Annotated in this window: 17 protein-coding genes and 1 tRNA gene; 12 read left to right on the top strand and 6 right to left on the bottom strand. The window is 59.7% G+C overall.

Features of this window, described 5'->3' with window-relative positions; genetic code table 11:
* The first annotated feature begins 81 nt into the window (after positions 1-81).
* Positions 82-1,611, top strand: a complete 1,530-nt coding sequence (locus tag KDL09_RS12170; RefSeq protein WP_294385235.1) for an SIS domain-containing protein — start codon at positions 82-84, stop codon at positions 1,609-1,611.
* A gap of 7 nt (positions 1,612-1,618) precedes the next feature.
* Here the strand turns inward: KDL09_RS12170 and KDL09_RS12175 are convergent, their stop codons facing one another.
* On the bottom strand, positions 1,619-2,323 hold the full coding sequence (locus KDL09_RS12175) for a C4-type zinc ribbon domain-containing protein (RefSeq protein ID WP_294385242.1): 705 nt from the start codon (positions 2,321-2,323) through the stop codon (positions 1,619-1,621).
* A 104-nt stretch (positions 2,324-2,427) separates the two neighbouring features.
* On the opposite strand from KDL09_RS12175, the gene KDL09_RS12180 reads away from it, so the two are divergent.
* Complete coding sequence (locus tag KDL09_RS12180) at positions 2,428-3,339, top strand: sugar phosphate nucleotidyltransferase (RefSeq protein WP_294385245.1); 912 nt, start codon at positions 2,428-2,430, stop codon at positions 3,337-3,339.
* Here the strand turns inward: KDL09_RS12180 and KDL09_RS12185 are convergent.
* From KDL09_RS12185 to KDL09_RS12195, 3 genes are read right to left on the bottom strand one after another with little or no spacing between them, the layout of a single operon-like run.
* Positions 3,336-4,718, bottom strand: a complete 1,383-nt coding sequence (locus KDL09_RS12185) for a glycosyltransferase N-terminal domain-containing protein (protein ID WP_294385248.1) — start codon at positions 4,716-4,718, stop codon at positions 3,336-3,338. The genes KDL09_RS12180 and KDL09_RS12185 overlap by 4 nt on opposite strands.
* Positions 4,699-5,280, bottom strand: coding sequence for a 16S rRNA (guanine(966)-N(2))-methyltransferase RsmD (gene rsmD / locus KDL09_RS12190; RefSeq protein WP_294385251.1), 582 nt, complete (start codon positions 5,278-5,280; stop codon positions 4,699-4,701). The genes KDL09_RS12185 and rsmD overlap by 20 nt, the downstream gene beginning before the upstream one ends.
* A gap of 54 nt (positions 5,281-5,334) precedes the next feature.
* Positions 5,335-6,468 (bottom strand): PQQ-binding-like beta-propeller repeat protein, encoded by a 1,134-nt coding sequence (locus KDL09_RS12195; RefSeq protein WP_294385254.1) that lies wholly within the window; start codon positions 6,466-6,468, stop codon positions 5,335-5,337.
* A gap of 51 nt (positions 6,469-6,519) precedes the next feature.
* Here KDL09_RS12195 and KDL09_RS12200 point away from each other — a divergent pair, with 51 nt between their 5' ends.
* On the top strand, positions 6,520-7,065 hold the full coding sequence (locus tag KDL09_RS12200) for a hypothetical protein (RefSeq protein ID WP_294385257.1): 546 nt from the start codon (positions 6,520-6,522) through the stop codon (positions 7,063-7,065).
* 97 nt (positions 7,066-7,162) lie between these two features.
* Here the strand turns inward: KDL09_RS12200 and KDL09_RS12205 are convergent, their stop codons facing one another.
* Entirely contained in the window at positions 7,163-8,056 is an 894-nt protein-coding gene (locus KDL09_RS12205) for a peptidyl-prolyl cis-trans isomerase (RefSeq protein ID WP_294385260.1), read from the bottom strand.
* A gap of 167 nt (positions 8,057-8,223) precedes the next feature.
* Here KDL09_RS12205 and KDL09_RS12210 point away from each other — a divergent pair, with 167 nt between their 5' ends.
* From KDL09_RS12210 to KDL09_RS12220, 3 genes are all read left to right on the top strand, one after another.
* Positions 8,224-9,159, top strand: coding sequence for a D-alanyl-D-alanine carboxypeptidase family protein (locus tag KDL09_RS12210; protein WP_294385264.1), 936 nt, complete (start codon positions 8,224-8,226; stop codon positions 9,157-9,159).
* A gap of 168 nt (positions 9,160-9,327) precedes the next feature.
* Positions 9,328-10,425 carry a hypothetical protein gene (locus KDL09_RS12215; RefSeq protein ID WP_294385267.1) on the top strand — a complete coding sequence of 366 codons (1,098 nt, stop codon included), beginning with the start codon at positions 9,328-9,330 and terminating at the stop codon, positions 10,423-10,425.
* A gap of 112 nt (positions 10,426-10,537) precedes the next feature.
* Positions 10,538-11,872 (top strand): DUF1501 domain-containing protein, encoded by a 1,335-nt coding sequence (locus KDL09_RS12220; RefSeq protein ID WP_294385270.1) that lies wholly within the window; start codon positions 10,538-10,540, stop codon positions 11,870-11,872.
* Between the two features lie 58 nt (positions 11,873-11,930).
* Here the strand turns inward: KDL09_RS12220 and KDL09_RS12225 are convergent, their stop codons facing one another.
* On the bottom strand, positions 11,931-12,818 hold the full coding sequence (locus tag KDL09_RS12225; protein ID WP_294385272.1) for a prenyltransferase/squalene oxidase repeat-containing protein: 888 nt from the start codon (positions 12,816-12,818) through the stop codon (positions 11,931-11,933).
* Between the two features lie 110 nt (positions 12,819-12,928).
* Here KDL09_RS12225 and KDL09_RS12230 point away from each other — a divergent pair.
* The 6 genes from KDL09_RS12230 (at position 12,929) to KDL09_RS12255 (ending at position 18,919) form a co-directional block, all read left to right on the top strand.
* Positions 12,929-13,013 (top strand) — tRNA-Leu (locus KDL09_RS12230).
* A gap of 12 nt (positions 13,014-13,025) precedes the next feature.
* A complete protein-coding gene (locus tag KDL09_RS12235; protein WP_294385275.1) occupies positions 13,026-13,733 on the top strand; it encodes a ubiquinone/menaquinone biosynthesis methyltransferase in 708 nt (235 codons plus the stop codon).
* Between the two features lie 96 nt (positions 13,734-13,829).
* Positions 13,830-14,729, top strand: coding sequence for a sugar phosphate isomerase/epimerase (locus KDL09_RS12240; RefSeq protein WP_294385278.1), 900 nt, complete (start codon positions 13,830-13,832; stop codon positions 14,727-14,729).
* 37 nt (positions 14,730-14,766) lie between these two features.
* Entirely contained in the window at positions 14,767-15,342 is a 576-nt protein-coding gene (locus KDL09_RS12245; protein WP_294385282.1) for a DJ-1/PfpI family protein, read from the top strand.
* A gap of 20 nt (positions 15,343-15,362) precedes the next feature.
* A complete protein-coding gene (locus tag KDL09_RS12250) occupies positions 15,363-17,459 on the top strand; it encodes a c-type cytochrome (RefSeq protein WP_294385285.1) in 2,097 nt (698 codons plus the stop codon).
* Positions 17,453-18,919, top strand: a complete 1,467-nt coding sequence (locus KDL09_RS12255; RefSeq protein WP_294385287.1) for a hypothetical protein — start codon at positions 17,453-17,455, stop codon at positions 18,917-18,919. Before KDL09_RS12250 ends, KDL09_RS12255 begins: the two co-directional genes overlap by 7 nt.
* Positions 18,920-18,924: the final 5 nt, after the last annotated feature.

The raw sequence follows: 18,924 nt of genomic DNA on the forward strand, positions 1-18,924 counted from the left end.
GTGAAACGTACCGCGCTGCGTGCAAGATGGGAAAGTAGCACAAGTGAACATCCTTCCTGCCGTTTCAGTCGAATTCTTTGCATGAATGCTGCCGACGAGTTTCTCAAGGTCGCTACTGACTACCAGCTCGGTGCGCTCGACACCGAGTCGCAGCATCCTTTCACCACGTCCCTGTCCCAGATGGCGAACAAAGATCTCGGGGAGGCGGTCAAGCTCATGCATCAGGTGGACGTGCATGCACTGAGGCAGTTTGCCGCGAAATCCGCCCACCTCGTGGATCTCGCCCGCGCCGTGGGGACGACGCTCAACATGGGGCATCGGGTTTTTCTGTGCGGTTGTGGCGCCACGGGCCGCCTGTCACTGAGCATCGAAGTTTTCTGCCGCATGGGTGTCCTTCCAGCTCCGGATCCCGAGCGTGTGGTTGCTTTCATGGCGGGCGGTGATCTTGCCTTGATCAAGGCGATCGAGACTTTTGAGGATCATCCCGAATACGGTGCACGGCAGTTGGAAGAACTGGGGTTTGTGAATGGAGATCTGCTGATCGCTTCGACGGAAGGCGGCGAAACGCCGTTTGTCATTGGAGCCGTCGAACGTGCCGCCGAGCTGTCCTCGAATCAGCCCTGGTTCCTGTATTGCAATCCAGATGAGCAACTAATCCATGCCGCTGCTCGCTCAAAGCGGGTGATCGAGAATCCGATGATTCACAAGATGAACCTCGCCGTGGGTGCGATGGCAATTTCTGGAAGCACACGTCTGCAGGCGAGCACGGTTCTCATGGCGGCCATTGGCTTCGCGTTCATGCATCAGCATGATCCTGAAAATGCCCCCGGAGAGGTGTTGCAGCTTCTGCGTCATGCGGCGCATTGTGATGGGCAGTTTCTCGCGGCGTTTATTGAGCACGAGGCGGCCGCGTATGCGCGGGGCGCCTATGTGCTTTATGCGAGCACACGTTTTGGCATCACCGTTGTCACAGATACCACGGAACGGGCGCCGACATTCAGTCTTGTGCCTTTCGAGAAGCAGGATGATCCAGCCGCGCCAGCGTCTTGGAGTCATTTCATCATGCCCGAGCAGGCGGGCGCGCACTCGGCCTGGAATGCTCTGCTGCATCGTGAGCCGCGCACGTTGGAGTGGCCTGAGGTTCGCAAGGTGGCCGGAGCCGAGGTTCTGGCGTGCTATGACTTTTCCGCACAGCTCTCGATGCGACGTCAGATCAGGACGAACAAGTCCGAGCATTTGTTCTTCAACATCGGCGGCGGGGCGGGGGAGATGGTGTGGGAGTTTGATGGGCTGAAAGAGCGGATGGACCTCACCGGCGTGCATGAGTTCCACGCGCATCTTCTGCTCAAGATGCTCATCAACATTCAGTCCACGCTCGTGATGGGACGTCTTGGCCGCTACGTGGACAATCTCATGACCTACGTGAAGCCGAGCAACAACAAGCTGATCGACCGTGCGGTGCGCTATGTGCGTCTTCTGGCGCAAAGACGCACGGGGAAGATGCCTGCCTATGCCAAGGTGACGCGTCTGCTGTTTGAGGAGCGTGAGAAGCTCAAGCCCGGAGAGCCCATCGTCCTCAAGACCTTGGCGGCGCTGGGAGTCGGGGTGTGAGAGGCGGCTACTCCACCAGGTAAAGAATACGGCCGCAGCTCTCGCACTGAGTGAGTGATTCCGACTGCTTCAGCGACTGGATGACCCCGACGACCACCTTCATGTGGCAGCCGCCACACTGGGCGTTCTCCATCGGCACGATGGCAGCGTCTCCCTTCTTGTTGAAGATGCGCGTGTAGAGATCGAGAGCGTCCGGATCGATGGGGGCGGCAAGCGTGGCGCGTTCGGCGTTGAGATCGTCGAGGCGTTTTTTCACGCCCTCGGCGCGTTCATCGAGATTCTTGAGTTCCTCGTTCACCCTGCCTTGGGTTTGCGCGAGCTTGGCCTGCGCTTCTTTGAGCTTCGCCTTGGCGGCTTCGAGGGCTTCCATCTGCTCAAGTTCACCGTCTTCGAGCTTGGTGACCTCCTCTTGGTAGCGTTTGATCTCATGACCGAGAGCAGCGAATTCATCGTTCTTGCGTGTCTCGAACTGCTGGTCCTGCAGACGCTTGATGGTGGTCTGACGCGTCTGGATGTCGAGTTCGATGCTTTTGATCTTCACCTCAACTTCCTTCATGCCTTGGTTGGCGGTCTCCACGGCGGCCTGATCTCCGGCGAGCTGCATCTTGGCCCGGGCCTGCTGGTTGGGAATGTCCTTGAGATCTTTCTGGAGCCCGCGGATGCGCTGGTCGCGTTCCTGGAGTTGAATGAGTTTAGTGATGTCTGGAAGCATGTGGCACGATGTAAGCCGAAGCGGTGCCAGAGCACAAGTCTGTGTTCGCTGTCTCTTGACGCATCCTTGTGCCGCTTCAAAGGGTGTTTTTCTATTTTCTCACCATGAAACCCACACTTCTCATCCTCGCTGCCGGCATGGGCAGCCGTTACGGCGGTCTCAAGCAACTCGACGCGATGGGGCCGTCCGGGGAAGTGGTGCTGGATTACTCCGTGTATGATGCGATCCGCGCGGGCTTCGGCAAGGTAGTGTTCGTGATCCGACGCGACTTCGAGGAGCTATTTCGCACACAGATTGGTTCCAAATTCGAGGGCCGCATCGCGGTGGACTATGCGTTTCAGGATTTGAATGATCTGCCAGAAGGTTTTTCGGTGCCGGAAGGTCGCACGAAACCCTGGGGCACGGCGCATGCGCTGCTTTCCGCTGCGAACGTGGTGAACGAGCCTTTCCTCATGATCAATGCCGACGATTTCTACGGTCAGGACGCCTACAAGAAGATCGCCGCTGACCTCGTCCAGCCGCGTCCGAACGATGGCAAGAGCCACTGGTCGATGGTGGGCTTTTATTTGAAGAACACTCTGTCGGATCATGGCAGCGTTTCGCGCGGCGTATGCACCCGCGACGCGCACGGCATGCTCACCACCGTTTTGGAAATGACCAAGATTTTCAAACATGGCGATGGTGCGGAAAATCGCGAGGTCGAGGGCGCCTATGTGCCGCTTACGGGTGATGAGGTGGTGTCGATGAACTTTTTCGGTTTCACGCCGGACATCTTCCCGCAACTGCGTAAGGCCTTCATCGAGTTCCTCACGAAGCGTGGCACTGAACTCAAATCCGAGTGCTATGTGCCGGCCGAAGTCGATGCGCTTATCAACGTCGGCAAGGCCGAGGTGCGTGTACTCGAAACGACCGGCAAGTGGTTCGGTGTCACCTATCCCGAAGATAAAGCCGAGGTTGTTGCCAGCATTCGTGCACTGGTGGACGCAGGTGAGTATCCGCAGTCGCTGTGGGGTTAACCCAAGGAGCGGGGACTCTGTCCCCCGGACTGAAATGGGGGGCAGCGGCCCCTCGATCCTTGAATCAGCCTCTCCACGCTGCGCTGCGTCGCACCTTGGTGCACTAGCAGGGCTCGCTCTCCCGACTGGCCCATCTGCGCGGCTTTGGAAGCGTCCTGCAGCAAGGCCAGGCAGGCAGATTCTAATTCGTCAAAGTCGGCGACTTGCTGCGCCCCTTTTTTCTTGAGGAGGAGATCGACCAGCGGGGTGAAGTTCTCCATGTGCGGGCCAAAGAGAACGGGCTTCTGCGCCAGCGCAGCTTCCGCGGGGTTCTGACCGCCTTCGGCGAGGAAACTTTTGCCGACCACGACGAGGGTGGCGAGATGCTGCCACGCGGCGAGTTCACCTGTGGTGTCGATGACGAAGACGGGTGCACTCGAATCAACGCGTGTGGAAGCATCGCTGCGCAAGGCGGGCGCAATGCCGATGCTGTTAAGCGCGGCAGCGATTTCGGCGCGGCGTTCGACATGTCGTGGCACGATCAGCAAGGCTAGATCGCGGATCTTTTCGCGCAGCCGTTGGAAAACGCGGGCGAGTTCGACTTCCTCCCCGGCGTGCGTGCTGGCGGCGAGGAGAGCGGGCTGCGAGGGACTGATGCCGGTCTGCGTGAGCACCGTGCGCAGTTCGTCTATCTTCGTCGCGGGCACAACGGCCCCTTCGGGGTCGTATTTGATGCTTCCGGTGAGGTGAATGCGATCGCGATCGACGCCAAGGCCTTCCCAGCGGTCGATGTCGGCCTCCTCCTGCACGAGCACCTGTTTGAGCATGCGGAAAACGGGTTCGGCGAGCCAGCGGAACTTGCTATAGCGGCGCTCGGAACGGGGCGAGAGACGTGCGTTGACAAGGGAAACGGGAATGCCTAGGCGTTCGGCGGCGAAAGTCAGATTTGGCCACACCTCGGCCTCGACGAGCACGAGTTGCGTAGGCTGGATGCGTTCGAGCATCAGGCGGCCTACTCCGGGAAGATCGACGGGGCTGAAGATGGCGACCAGGCGGCCGGTGTGTTGTGCAGCAACTTCCGCAGCGATTGCATGACCCGTGGGCGTGGTGGTGCTGAGGACGATGCCGAGATCGGGTTGTGTTTTGAGCAGGCGTGCGATGAGTTTTTTCGCGACGTTGACCTCGCCCACGCTCACGGCATGCACCCAGAGACGTTCGCGCTGCGGCAGGGCGTTGATGGCGTTTTGCGTGGCCTTGTCGAAAAAACCGATGCGCTGCGCGAGATCACGCCAGCGGCCGTTGCGCCGGCGCATTTTCACGATCGCGCTCGGCAGCATCCAGACGAGGCCGAACGGCAGCAGCAGATTGTAGAGAGTGAGGCTAAGAGCTTTCGATGCCATGCGGAAGTTTGCGCAGCCAGACGATGCGGGTGGAACCGTAATTGCGGTCGGTCAGCACCTCCCAGCCGGGCCAGCTTTTAGTTTCGCGGTTGAAGTGGTGACTTTCGACAAGGAGGTGGCTCTCCGCATGAAGCAGTGCCGGCAGAGGCTCTTCGGTGAGCAGTTTCGCAACGAAATCCGTGTCCGCGTCGCAATGCGTGTAGGGCGGGTCGGCGAAGATGATGTCGAACTGTTTGCCGTCGCGATGCAGCAACGGCAACAGACGGAAAACATCGCTGTGACGCACGATGCCGCCGGTAAGCCGGGTTTTGGCGAGGTTGCGACGGATGACGTCGCAGGCGCCTTTGTTTTCATCCACCATCATGGCGGACGCTGCCCCGCGGCTCAGGCACTCAAGGCCGAAAGCGCCGGTGCCGGCGAACAAATCGAGCACATGCGTGCCAGGAACGAGTTCGCCGAGCATCGAGAACACAGCCTGCCTCACACGATCCTGCGTGGGTCGCGTGACGGTCTTTGGGACTTCGAGAGAAAGCCCTCCTGCGGTGCCAGAAATGATTCGCACGCGCTGTCTTTAGCGGTGCGGGCAGGGGATGCAAGGCATGAAGCCAGTCGTTGTTCACTTCCCATTCTTGAACACATACAGCACCCCGTCATCCGCGCCGACGATGACGTAGTCACCCGCGATGGCGGGGGAGGTTTTGATGGGGGCGCCGATCTCGTTGTGCCAGACGTCTTTGCCGGTCTTGAGGTCTAGGGCGTAGAGGTAGCCGTCGTCGCAGCCGAAGATGGCGACTTTGCCGGCGCAGACGACGGCGCTGCTGTCGATTCGGTCGCGCGCGCGGAATTCCCAGAGTTGCTTGCCAGTGACGCGGTCGATGGCGTGGAAGCGTTTGTCTCTGCCACCGACATAGACGCCTTTCTCCCAGATGGCAGGGGCGGCGTAGTATTCGAATTCGCGTTCACCGTATTCCCAGACCTGCATGCCGTCGGCAATGCTGTAAGCGCCGACGCGGTTGCCGTAGTGGCTGACGTAGATGACGCCGTCGGCGATGGCCACGTTGTTGCCGATGTAAGCACCGACTTCGATCTGCTTCTCTTCCTTGCCGGTCTTCACATCATGGACATGCAGGACGCTGTCGCAGCCGCCGAAGACGACCTTGCCATCACCGATGGCGGCGCCGCCGTTGATGTAATACCCGGTTTCGGCGGCCCACTCCTTTTTGCCGGTCTTCGCATCGAGACAATAGACGGAGTAGTCGTAGCTGCCGATTACGACCTTCTGCGCTTTCGTTTCTGGATCGGTCCAGACATTGGCGGCGGCGTGGATCTCGGCCTGCGTTTCAAATTTCCACGTCTCCTTGCCGGTGTTGGCGTTCCAGGCATAGACGAAGCCGTCCTGGCAACCAACGACAACGAGATCGCCTGCGAAGGCGGCGGCACCATCGAAAGCGCCCTTGGCCTCGGTCTTCCAGATTTCTTTGCCCGTGGTGAGTTCGAGGCAGAAAAAGTGGCCGTCCTTGTCGCCGACGTAGACTTTGCCCGCACGCACGACGGCGCTGGAGACGAGCATCTCGGCCTGCCCCTTGGGCTTGTCCATGAGCTTGAATTGCCAGGCGAGTTCGAGGGGGAACTTGAGCTCGACAGGCGAAGTGCCGGTCATGGCCTCATTCCCGCGCGAATCGATCCAGTCTCCGTTTTGTGCGTGCAGAACCGAGGACAGGAGGAAACACAGGAAAAGCGAGGTGCGCATGAGTTTGGACTGTGAAACTGGCATGGTGTGCGCTTTGTTGCAAACAAGCCGATGTCAGATCACGATCTCCAACAGCCGCCGCCGATCCCGCCTGAACTTCAGAGCGAGTACGAGGAGCGTCCGTTTCAGAACTGCACGCGCTGCGGAGAGTCGCTGCCTGATTTTCCCGGCGGCTTTCAAATCTCGAAGGCCTACAAGCGCGGTGAGTGCGTGATGGAATATGCGCTGTGCGATCACTGCCGCACTCAGATGATGGAGGAGTTCTCCCAGGAGTCGAAGAAGCGTCTGGCCCAGTTTCAGGACGAGCAGGTGATTTTGGATCGTGGACTGGATTCATGTGCGGTCTGCAACGCGCGGCGTGATGCTCCCGGCCTGGATGACTTTGTGATCACCGGTGTGTGCGAGGGCGTGGGGCTGCTGCACAGCGTGATGATCTGCGGAAAGTGCGGCGACGGCGTTCAGGGGATCATTTCCCAAAAGACGAAGGACACATGGCGACGCTTCGTGGACGAGAACTTTCCTGGGCCGCCGGTCGATTCGCTGCCGGAGCCGGAGGAGACGTTTAATACTCCAGTGCCGGTGATGTCGAAGGTATGAACCAAACCGTTCTCGGTTCTTCGTTCTTGGTTTGTAGTTGCGCGTTCGCTTCGCGGCAGTTCTTCCAGAACCACTGAAGGAGGGACTAGGAAACAGGTCAGTGTCCGCAGTTGGCGCCCTCGTCAGGCGGATCGGTGTCTTCGATCTTAGCGGTTGCTTTGAGCTCTTCGAGGAAGGCGTGGAACTTTTTGTCGCGGTATTCTTCGAGGAAGCGTTCGGCCACGGCCTCCTTCACTTCCTCAAACGGGCGTGCGACGGCTGGTTTCCGACCGGTGACAGTGCAGATGTGGAAGCCGAGCTGGGTGGTGAAAACAGGGCTGATCTCGCCCTCGCCCATGGAGAAGGCGATGGTTTCAAACTCCTCCATGAATTCGCCGCGTTTGAACCAGCCGAGGTCGATCTGCTGCTGTTCGTCGGCACGGTGTTCTTCCGCGAGCTTGGCGAAATCGGCTCCGGCGAGGAGCTGGGAACGGAGATCGCGCATGGTCTGATAGATTTCCTGGCGGCTCTTGGCTCCTTGGAGGCCTTTGGTGATGTGGGAGGCCTTGATCTCCTCCTCGGTCATGTAGTGCTTAAGGTTTGCCTCGTAGCAGGCACGCAGCTCGGTGTCAGTCGGCACAGGCTCGGGGGCGTAAATCTCCTGCAACGTTTTGTCGAGACGCACGCCACCCGCGACGTTGTCGCGGACAACGGACTCGTCTTTGACGGGCATGCCGAGGTTCATGTAGAACTGCGTTTCACCACCCGCCTCTTCGATCAGCTTTGTCAGGCGTGCAGTGACATCCGCTTCGGGCACCTCAGGATGACGGCGGCGGCTCTCCTGGCCGAGCAGGGCGCGTGAGGTGATGTTGTCCTTGGCCATGCCGCGGAACTCAGGGTCTCTTTCGCAGCAGGCGACCTGAAGGGTGCGTTCGAAATGTCCTTTGATGTGGCGGAACTCCGCCTCGATGATTTCGTCGTCGATGTGTTCGCCGTTGATGATAAGAGCCATGGCGGCGACCATGGAGCGCGGAGCGAGGGGCGCAAGGTTTGACAACGAAAGGGCGGTGGCCTAGATGCCCGAAGTCCCGGCCGCCTGATCGGCATGAAAACTGCGAGCCGGTGCAGCGTTGCTTCATGATGACAAGATTACTCCAGCTTTTAATGACGGGAGCGGCCGTGTGGTCTCTGGCCAGCTGTACCAATCAGGGGGGGGTGCGTGCCATTCCGGTGACGTCTTCCAACGCACAGCACCTTTACGCAGCCGCGGCGGCGCAGGGCGACGGCAGTGCCAGCATGGTGCCGGTGATGCTGCCCGAACAGCGGATGCTGGTGGCCACCACGGGGCCGTCGATTCGCGCTGCGTCCTACCTGCTGTTGGATGCCCGCACCGGCCAGCATCTTGCTGGAAGGAATTTTGAAACTGCCCGGGCGGTGGCGAGCACGCAGAAGCTGGTGACGGCTCTGGTGGTGCTGGACGCCGGAAATCTTGACAAAAATGTCCGTGTGCAATCCTCCGACGTGGCGGTGGAACCGACGCGGCTGGGCGTCAAGCCGGGCGAGGTGTATACCCGCCGTGAACTTCTCTACGCGTTCCTCGTCAAGAGCGCGAACGACGTGGCGAACATTCTGGCGCGTGACAATGCCGGCAGCATCAGCGCATTCGCAACCAAGATGAATGCCAAGGCGCGTTCGCTGGGCTGTTCGAACACGAATTTCAAAAACCCACACGGTCTGACCGTGAGCGGCCAATACTCCACCGCACGTGACATGGCCCGCGTGGCGATGGCTGCGTATCGCAATGGCGTGATTCGTGACGCCGTGAGACGGAAGTATTACACTTTTCATCGTGCGGATGGACGCACGGTGGTGTTGGAAAACACCAATGACCTGCTGGGTGCCATGCCCGAATGCAACGGCATGAAGACTGGTTACACGGTGGCCAGCGGGCGCTGCCTGATCTCCAGCGCGGTCAGTGGCAGCCGAGAGGTGATCTTGGTTCAGTTGGGTACCAAGACCAAGTATATTTGGGACGATGCACGCATCATGATGAGCTGGGGGCTGCAGCGACTGCGTTCACGGGGCGGCTTGGCGATGGTCTGGTCGGGAAATTGAACAACCCTGGGGTTGCGGCGAATCGTTCTTCCAGACAGAGTGTTTTACTCCCCCCAACGTTCCGTACGAATGCCGGCCACCACCCTCGTCTGTCCTCATTGCGAAAAAACTGTCGAAATCCAGGTTTCATCAGTGACCCGATCACGTCCATGTCCTGCTTGTGGTCAGATGGTGATGTTGCAGATGGCGGAAAAGACCACGAAGACCAAGCGTCGTGCCCTGCTGATGACGCAAAACGAGCCGCCAACAACGATTAGTCTGACCCGGCCGGAACCCTCGTCGGAACCGCAGCCGCTGCCGGGAGATGCTTTTGACCGCATGCGCATGGATCCTGAGATACAGCAGTTTCGGCGTCGTCTGATTCTTGGCGCGAGCGCGGTGGGAGTCATTGTTATCTTGATCGTGGTATTTGGGGTCATCTACTCGGTCGAAAACGCCACAAAGACGGGCGGGCTGGGCCAGACACCAGCCGATGCCCAGAGTTCGCCAAACGAGCAGGCGACCGCCACATCCATGATTCAGCCGGATGAAGTGCTGCCCCCGGTGAACAGTGGAAACTTGGTCTTCCGACCTCCTGGAGGTGATCTTAAAACCGCCCAAGCATTGTCGGCGGGGGAGCGGCCCGCCGAGAATCTGGCCAAATTGGCTGCCGCGGAGGATGTGTTGGACAAGTTTCTACAGACTGCCAATTGGAAGGAGCGGGTGCTTCTGGTTCGCAACAAACTGCGCGTGGCTCCTTTGATGAGCATTTACTACGCGAAAAACGCTGACGGTCCGATCCCGTATGATTCCATCGTGGAGGCGACTGAACTCTCCCCTCAGTTCAGCGAGCACGTGGTGGTTCTTGAAGGAGGCGGAAGGCGTTTGGCCACCGTCGAACACACCTCTGAAGGACCGCGGGTGGACTGGGAATCCTTCGTGGGGGCCGGAGAGATGGCATGGACGGATTTTCTCGAATCGAAGCCAACCTCCTCGAAGCTGTTTCGTGTGCTTGTTTCTCCGGCAGGCCATTATGAAAACGAATTTGGCGATCCCCAGACGCTCAAATGCTATAGCCTGCGCAATGTTTCCGAACCGGGGGCCAAGGTGGTGTACGGCTACGCGCCCAGTTCCGGCGCCTTGGCGAAAGAGATGGATTTTCTGCTGCAGCAAAGCGACGACGCCACCGTGCCCGTGATTCTCAGGCTCAAATTCCCAGTGAATGCCCCAGTGGACTTTCAGGTCTGGATACAGGAGTTCGTCCAGGCCGGTTGGGTCGTCAAATGAGGTCTTTTTTCGGCCGATGATCACGATTTGCGTAATTTTTCGCAAGATCTGCAAGAAGCCTCTGGGCGTCCCGTAACTCCTCACGATTCCAGCAACAACACCCCCGTTTCTCATGAAAATGCACCCCCTCTGCCAAGGTAATCACCTTGATCTACGCTCCGGAGCCAGCCGTCGCGATTTCCTCTACGTCGGCATGCTGGGCGGTCTCGGTCTGACCCTCCCCGAGATGCTTCGCCTCCAAGCCGCGCCGCTCATGCCGGAAGTGGAGACCTTCAAGCCGATCGCTGATTCGGTGATCCACATCTATCTCCCGGGCGGCATGGCTCAGCACGAGTCGTGGGATCCGAAGCCCTTTGCTTCCCCGGACTACCGCGGACCGTTCACGCCGATCAAGACTTCGATCCCCGGCGAATACGTCGGCGAGAAGTTCCAGAACATCTCTAAGATCATGAACAAGCTCACTGTCATCCGCTCGATGACGCACGGTGAAGCCGCTCATGAGCGTGGCACGCACAACATGTTCACCGGCTACCGTCCGAGCCCGGCGATCAAGTTCCCCAGCTTCGGTTCGGTGATCTCCCACGAACAGGGCAGCCGTAACAATCTTCCTCCCTATGTGGCGGTGCCGAACGTGTTCGCACCTGAGCAGGGCACCGGTTACATGAGCAGCGCCTATGGTCCGTTCGCTCTTGGCAGCGATCCTGCCGACAAGGGATTCAGCGTGCGCGACCTGCTCACGCCGAAAGACGTGGACGAGAAGCGTTTCGACCGCCGCCGCAACCTGCTTGGTGCCGTGGATGAACATTTCAAAGCCGTGGAGAAGTCGGATTCGATCAGCGCCATGGACAGCTTCTATCAGGCCGCCTACGGCCTAATAAGCAGCCAGAAAGCGCGTGAAGCCTTTGATCTCACCAAAGAGTCCGACAAACTGCGTGACGAATACGGCCGCAACACCGCCGGTCAGCGCTTCTTGCTGGCCCGCCGTCTTGTCGAAGCCGGTGTGCGCATGGTGTCCGTCAATTACGGCGGCTGGGACCACCACTCCAACATCAAGGGCGCTTTCGAAGGTCAGGCTCCGAACTTTGATCAGGCCTTTGCACGCCTTATCACCGATCTTGCTGATCGTGGCATGCTCAAGCGCACGCTCGTCATGGTCAGCTCTGAATTCGGCCGCACGCCGAAGATCAACGGCACCAATGGTCGTGACCACTGGCCGCGCGTCTTCTCCGTCGCTCTCGCTGGCGGTGGCGTCAAAGAAGGCTATGTGCACGGCGCTTCCGATGCCCTCGGCGGTGAGCCTGACCGCGACGCGGTGGGTCCGGAAGACCTTGCCAAGACCATGTACCGCCTGCTCGGCATCAATGCAGAGAAGCGCATCGTGGCTGATGGCGTCCGCCCGATCGACATCGTCAACGGCGGCCGCATCCTCACCGAAGCTCTCGCTTAAGCCGACGCGACAACACTCTAACAGAGAACCCGGACAGCGATGTCCGGGTTTTTTGTTCTCAGAAGGACAGATGTCCCAGCGCAAGCAGCCCGTAGTAGGTGTATTCGCAGTCGAGCATGTCGTCCGTCCAGTTGCCATGAAACCCGCCCGTCGCGTCCCAGAGGGAGTCCACGAAATCGAGGCAGGGCTCCTTAAGACGTGAGAAATCCGCCTGCACCGCATCGAGGGCATGCAACGCGACGGCCGTGGAAAGCAGGTCGGGCAGGGGAGCCGCAGGCAGGGCCAGAAACCCTCCTTGCGGCAGGCATTGTTTCATCAGCCATTCCACCGCTTCGGGGGGCGGTGGAATGTCCATGTGTCGGTGCAGGGCCACCATGGCGGCAGTCGCCGTGGTGGAACCGACCGGAATGCCGGGCTCGTTCGACCACGCGCCGTCCTTCGTCCGCAGCCCACCCATGCATTCGACGAGCCGCCAAGGCTCCGGCGGCAGTCCACCCAAGTCCTGATAGGCACCCCAGGCCAGCAGACATCCATACGCGCTTCCCTTGTTTCGGTTCGGAGCCTGATGATAACCGCCGTCGGCGCAGCGAAAGGCCTCGATTCGCGCCGCCAACGCCTCACGTGAACTCATCGGAAAGTCGTCCATGCCCGCGTTCGCCCAGCAGCGCGCCAGGCAGCAGAGGTGCACGAAGTCCAGACGTTCGCCGTCGCCAAAACCGTTCAGCCACGGACGCACGTCCGGGAGAGTTGCAGAATCGAGCTGCAACGCCTGCAGCCCTTCGATTCCAAACACGGTGTAGTAGAGATCTGGCTGATCATTGCGGTCCAGAAAGCCGCCCGTGGACGAGAGGCGCGAGCGCAAAAACGTTTCCACAAGAGTCGCCGACTCCCCGAGCAGTTTCGGAGCCAGACGCGCCACTTGAAGCATCTCAAGACGGAAGGACATGCCCACGCGACTAACCCGGACCCAGTCGGGCCGCCAGAAGAAACTCATTTTCCCGCTTGAGAAATCCCGCGCTTGGTCAAAACTCGCGTCCCGGTCAACCCGACTCCTTTGCTCACGTGGCGGAATTGGTAGACGCGCTAGATTCAGGTTCTAGTGAGTAACATCGTGGAGGTTCGAGTCCTCTCGTGAGCACCATCCGGCGGCATCATGCCGCGGGTTGCCGGTCATTCATTCAGTCACATGCAGGACGCAGGATTCGTGAGGCAGGCATTTGCGGGAATCGCATCTCGTTACGTTCTTGCGAACCATGTTCTCAGCCTCGGCATCGACTGTCTTTGGCGGCGTGCCACGGCGAAACGCATCGCCGCACTTGAGCCACAGCGCATTCTCGATCTGGCGACAGGCAGTGGTGACTTGGCCCAGGCGGTCCAGTCCGCCTGCCCTGAAGCCAAGGTGCTTGGCGCAGATTTTTCCGTACCCATGATGCGCGAGGCGCAGGCCCGCCACTTTCGTTCTCTGGTGGCGGCCGACGGCCTTGCGCTTCCGTTTCAAGACGGCGTGTTCGATGTGCTCACGGTGGCCTTTGGTTTGCGCAACATGGCCTCGTGGCCTGCGGCCCTTCAAGAAATGAGCCGTGTGCTGCGCCCCGGCGGACGTTTGTTCGTGCTCGACTTCTCGATCCCTCGCATCCCGGGCATCCGGCAGCTTTATCTGTTTTATCTGAAGCGGATCATGCCGCGTATTGCCGGCTGGATCACAGGCAAGCGCGAAGCCTACGTTTACCTCTGCGGCTCCATCGAGCGTTTTCCTTCGGGCAAGGACATGGAGTCCCTGATCTGCGCCAACGGCTTTCAATCCGCGAATGCAACACCGCTGACGTTTGGCATCGCCTCGCTTTACGAAGCGGTGAAGTGAACCTCGATGGGGTGGCGATCACGCAGCCGCAAAAGCTGAAGAAGAGAAATCAAAGTCTGAATGAAGGACTGCCGGAGAAGCCGTTTACTTGGCACCATGAAGCGCCGCCAGTTCCTCCAATCCTTGTCTGCTTTTGCCGCCGCACCTGCTTTGACCGCGGAGGCGCCGTGGAAGCTGAATTACATGCTCGCCTCGTCGATGTATGGAAGCCTGCCGCTGGCGGACATTCTGCCGGAGGTGAAGAAGACGGGGGCGACGGGCATTGAACTCTGGCCGAAGAAGCATGGCACGCAGCGTGAGGAGATGGATGCCATCGGACACGACAAGTTCGCGGAAATGCTGAAGGAGCAGGGCATTGGCTTTGGTGGCACGACGCGCTACGACCTCGGACCGTTCAAGCTGACGGAGGAGATTGGTGTCGTGAAGAAACTGGGTGGTTCGTTCATCGTTACCGGAGGTTCGGGCGAGTGGAAGAACGTCTCGCCGGAGCAGTTGAAGGCGAATGTGAAGGACTTCGTGGAGAAAATGAAGCCGCATGCCGCGCTGGCGGCGGAGAATGGTGTCGAGATCGGCATCGAGAACCACATCAACAACCTCATCGACACGCCGGATTCGCTGCTCTGGCTCGCGGATGACATTCGCAACATTTCCGGCATTGGTATCGCGCTCGCGCCTTATCATCTGCCGCAGGACACGAAGCTGCTGGCCGATCTCATCACGCACATCGACAAGAAGATGACCATGTTTTATGCTTGGGAGCACGGCATGGGCTGCATGAAGCCCATGCCAAAGGAAGAAGAACTCCAGCAGATGCCCGGTCGCGGCTCCTTGAACTGGCAGCCACTGCTTGTTGCTCTTATGCAGACCGGATTCACCGGCCCCACGGAAGTCTTCATGCACCCGACTCCTCGCGGCATTCCGATCATGCCGACCATCGCCGAAACGACGGCGGAAATCATTCGTGCGAAGAATCATCTCGACGGCCTTGTCGGCTGATCCCTTATTGAATCACAACTCATCCATCCAAAACACCATGCCTGAAGCCAAAGTCCTCCTCATCGTCGGTGACGCCACCGAGACCGTTGACACGCTCTACCCGTTCTACCGCCTCATCGAAGGCGGCTACAAGCCCGTCGTCGCCGCGCCGGAAAAACGGAAATACCAGATGGTGCTGCATGAAATCAAACCCGGCTGGACCATCACCAAGGAATGGGAAGGCTACAGCATCGATGCCGACATCGCTTTCAAGGACATCAAGCCCGAGGAATACGTGGGGATCTTCTTCAGCGGCGGGCGTGCACCGGAATACATCCGCGAAGACGCCGATCTGCTGCGAATCACAAAGTGGTTCTGGGAAAACAAAAAACCCTGCGCCAGCGTCTGCCACGGTGTGGAAATCCCCGCACGTGCCGACATCGTCAAAGGTCTGCGCATGGCCACCGTGGCCAAGTGCAAGTTCGACCTCGAAATCTGCGGCGGCATCTACGTGAACGAGCCCTGCGTGATCGACCAGCACATGTATTCGGGACGCACGTATCATGACTCGGGTCACTTTATCGGGCCTTGGATCAAGGCGCTCGATGCTGAACGTGCGAAGATGGGAATTTGAATAGCTGCTCCAAGACGCACATGGCGCAAAAACTGAATCTGATGAAGCTCGGGCTGTTTGCAGCGCCCTTTACGTTTTTTTGCGGCCAGTTGCAAGCACACCCGCTGCAGGCGGAGCCGATCAACCACGCGTTCGTTTACACCTTCGATCAGTTCAACATTCCCGAGGACCCGGATGAAGCTCTGGTGAATGGCGGACTGCTGCTGTTGGCGGAGTTGAACTGCACGGCCTGTCATGCGGCGCCGAAGTCGTGGGAGGAACGACTGAAGGCGAAGCCGGGGCCGGATTTGAGCGCGGTGGGTTCGCGTTTGGATGCGGACACGTTGTGGCTGATGATTCGCAGCCCGCAGAGCCGGAAGAAGGGCACGCAGATGCCGGGACTGTTCACTGCAGAGGAAGGCGATGAGGAGAAGGTCGAAGCGCTGGTCGAATACCTCAGCACGTTGAAGCAGGACCTGCCGAAGGTGCCGGAGGGCGATGTGGAGCGCGGCAAGGAGCTGTATCACAAGGTCGGTTGCGTGGCCTGCCATGAACCGGCCAAGGATGCGCGGCCGCCGAAGGCGCCGGCGGATGCTGAGGTGGAGAAGCCGGGCAATGCCTCGGTGCCCATCGCGCTCGCGGATGCGTATGACTTCACGGCACTGTCTTATTTTCTGAAGGATCCGCTCTCGATGCGTCCGGCAGGCCGCATGCCGGACATGCATTTGAGCGCGCTGGAGGCGTCGGACATCGCCGCGTATCTGCATGTTGGCCGTGTTCCAGAGAAGGCCGCGGCGCGTGCGGCGCTGAAGATTCCGAAGCAGGGCGTGGAGAAGGGGAAAGAAGTCTTTGAGAAGATGAACTGCGTCGCGTGCCATCAGAGCGGCCAGACGAATCCGACCCCTCAAACGAGTCTGGCCAAGCTCAATACCGTGAAGGGATGTCTGTCTGACAAGCAGCCCAGCGGCACGCCGCGCTTTGATCTGAACGATCTTGAAAAGCGCGCACTGAAGCTGGCGCTGGCGATGATTCAGAAGGAGGACGTGCCCAAGCTCACGGCGCAGGAGCGCGTGGACTGGCAGATGTCGCGGCTGAACTGCTACGCGTGTCATGATCGCGATGGGAAGGGCGGACCGGAGGATCCGCGGGCGCAATACTTTGCCGTGAATGATTCGACAGCAGAATCGCTCGGCCAGTTGGGCAACCTGCCGCCGATGCTCGACCGGGTGGGGCGCAAGCTTACGCACGGTTGGTTTGAAAAGCTGCTGTGGGGCGAAGGCGGCAGCGTACGGCCTTACATGGACACGCGGATGCCGAACTTCGGCCAGGCGCAGACGGAGATGCTCATCAGCGCGTTCAATGAGGCGGACAAGCTCGACAAGCCGATTGAGATCGATGTGAGCGGACTGGCGAAACATCATCGCGCGGAAGCGGGACGGCAGCTTCTCGGTGCGAAGGGGCTCGCGTGCGTCGCGTGTCATGGTTTGAAGGACCGCAAGTCGCTCGGGCCGCCGGTGATTCGTCTGACGCATACGGTGGAGCGATTGCAGCCGGCGTATTTCAAGGAACTGTTGCTCAATCCACAGGTCACGCAGCCGGGCACGGTGATGCCGCCGATGTTTGTGGGACGTAAGAAGGCGGATCAGGAGATCGAAAGCATCTGGACCTATCTGCGCGAGATCGACGGCCAGCCGCTGCCGGAGGGACTGATGTCGTCGGAGGATTTCGAATTGAAACCCGACAAGGAGAAGCGCGTGATCCTCTTTCGCAGCTTCATCGAAGGCGCGGGCTCGCATGCGATCGGTGTTGGTTTTCCCGGCGGGTTGAATGCCGCGTTTGATGCGAAACAGAGCCGTTGGGCGATCATCTGGAAGGGCCGTTTCCTCGATGCGATGAGCAACTGGCAGGATCGCGCGATGCCGCCGATCAAACCGCTGGGCACCGATGTGAAGGAGCTGCCAGCAGTGACAGGCGAGCGCGTGTTTGGAGGCTACAAGATCGGCAAGGATGGTGTGCCGACGTTCTTGTATCGTGAAGAAGGGAAGCAGATCGAAGACACGCTGCGCCCGACGAAGAACGGCTTTGAGCGCATCGTGAAGATCAACGGCAAGGAAACGAAGGAGGTGGTGTCATGGTAGCTTCAGTTCGCAGTTCGCGGTTCGCAGTTCTCAGTTTGGGACTTTTCACCCTCGGCTCTTCGCTCGTTGCTCAAGAGCAGTCCGACTACTACCGCATCGAGACGTATGAGCTGCCGAAGGGCGTGAATTTTGAGGCGAGCGGTCTGGCGGTGACGGGCGATGGCAAACTCGCGGTCGCATTGCGCAAGGGGGAGGTCTGGATTGAGGGCAAGGACGGCTTCCGGCTCTTTGCGAGCGGGATGCATGAGATCCTCGGCCTCGCGTGGCATGACGGCGCCTTGTATGCGACGCAGCGCGCGGAGGTGACGAAACTGCGCGATACCGACGGCGATGGTAAAGCAGACGAATACCTCACGGCTTCGACGGGCTGGGGCGTTTCGGGCGCGTATCACGAGTATGCCTATGGTCCGGTGTTTGATGCGCAGGGGAATCTCTACACCTCCCTGAACAGCAGCATGGGCAAGACCTGGAAAGGCGCGGGTGACGAAGGCGTGCATCCGCTTTGGCGCGGTTGGGTCGTGCGCATGACACCGCAGGGTAAGCTGGAGCCATGGTGCGCGGGATTTCGTTCACCGTGCGGTATCGGACAGGATGCGGACGGCGAAATCTTTGTCACCGATCAGCAGGGCAACTGGATGCCGACCACGCCGCTGTTTCACATCCGCAAAGGCGCCTACTTCTCGCATGCGGAGTCCATTCCCGATGCCATGCGTCCGGAATCGCCGGTGAAGATCGCCGCGAAGCAGCCGGATGGCACGCTCACGGTCGCCGAGGCGATGAAGACGGTGCAGGGCTACTGCCCGCCTGCGGTGTGGTTGCCTTATGTGAAGATGGGCCAGAGCGGCACGGGGATCGTGTGCGACAAGAGCGGCGGCAAGTTCGGCCCGTTTGAGAAGCAGCTCTTCCTCGGTGAGTTCGTGCTCAGCGGTGTGAACCGTGTCTTCCTCGAAAAAGTGGGCGGTGAATTTCAGGGCGCATGCTTTCCGTTTGTGGAGGGGCTGCAATGCGCGGCGCTGGCGCTGACCACGCTGCCCGATGGATCGCTCGTCGTTGGCGAATCAAACCGTGGCTGGAACAGCAAGGGCAACCGGCCCTTCGGCTTACAGCAGATCGTGTGGACGAAAAAGACACCGCTCGAGGTGCAGAAGATGGAGCTCATGAAGTCCGGCTTCCGCTTCACCTTCACCCTGCCGGTGGACAAGGCAAGCCTCGGCAAACTGACCGGCCAGAGCTACACCTATCCCTTCCAGAGCAAATACGGCGGCGAAGAACTCGATGCGAAGCCACTGCAAATCAGCGACGCGAAGCTTTCAGACGACGGCCTGGTTCTCGAAGTCACCGTCGCGAACCTGCGCGAGGGCTACGTGCACGAGTTCGAACTGCCGGGGTTGAAAGCGAAGGACGGCTCGCCGCTGTGGCATCGCATGGCGTATTACACGCTGAACCGGCTGAAGGAGTGACGGGC

Origin of the sequence: Prosthecobacter sp., from assembly GCF_020439865.1 — a bacterium.
GTDB lineage: Bacteria > Verrucomicrobiota > Verrucomicrobiia > Verrucomicrobiales > Verrucomicrobiaceae > Prosthecobacter.